The sequence below is a fragment of the Chryseobacterium arthrosphaerae genome (genome assembly GCF_001684965.1).
GTDB classification, from domain to species: Bacteria; Bacteroidota; Bacteroidia; order Flavobacteriales; family Weeksellaceae; genus Chryseobacterium; species Chryseobacterium arthrosphaerae.
In genome coordinates this window covers 1-475 of the sequence record NZ_MAYG01000008.1, presented here as the reverse complement: position 1 = coordinate 475, position 475 = coordinate 1, and the positions used below count along the sequence as shown (strand labels likewise).

Below are 475 nucleotides of genomic sequence, written 5' to 3'. Positions count from 1 at the left end.
TCTCCATAGCGGCCAGTCGTGGCCTATCCATTTTCTTTCATCGTACCAGAAATCTATGCCTTTTATCCTGAGGATTTCAGCCATTTCAACATTTTTATCCCTGCAGATATCCTGATCGGAAGTGCTCAGTACAATATGCATGTGTTTATATTTCCAGGCTTCATCATTTCTTACAAACTCTCTCGGACAGTTAAAGTATACCAGATCATCAGAGTAGCCATCCATAAAATTCCTTATACTGAAGGCGCCGGAAAGACAAAACAGATGAGAAACCAAATCCGGAAATCTGAAAGCAAAATTAGCGGCATGATAGCCCCCGAAACTTGCTCCTGCAACGGCAACGCGGTGGGTTTTGTGAAGTTTTTGGATATAAGGAACGAATTCCTGGACCAGGAACTGTACATACCGTTCATAATTCCTTATTCTTTGCTGAGGCAAGATTTTTTCATCATAAAAACTCCAGCTGTCGATGGTC

1 protein-coding gene is annotated in these 475 nt (G+C 41.9%); it reads right to left on the bottom strand.

Annotated elements, in window-relative coordinates:
- A partial coding sequence (locus BBI00_RS15320) for an alpha/beta hydrolase-fold protein (protein ID WP_065399768.1) occupies nt 1–475 on the bottom strand: 475 nt, incomplete at both ends.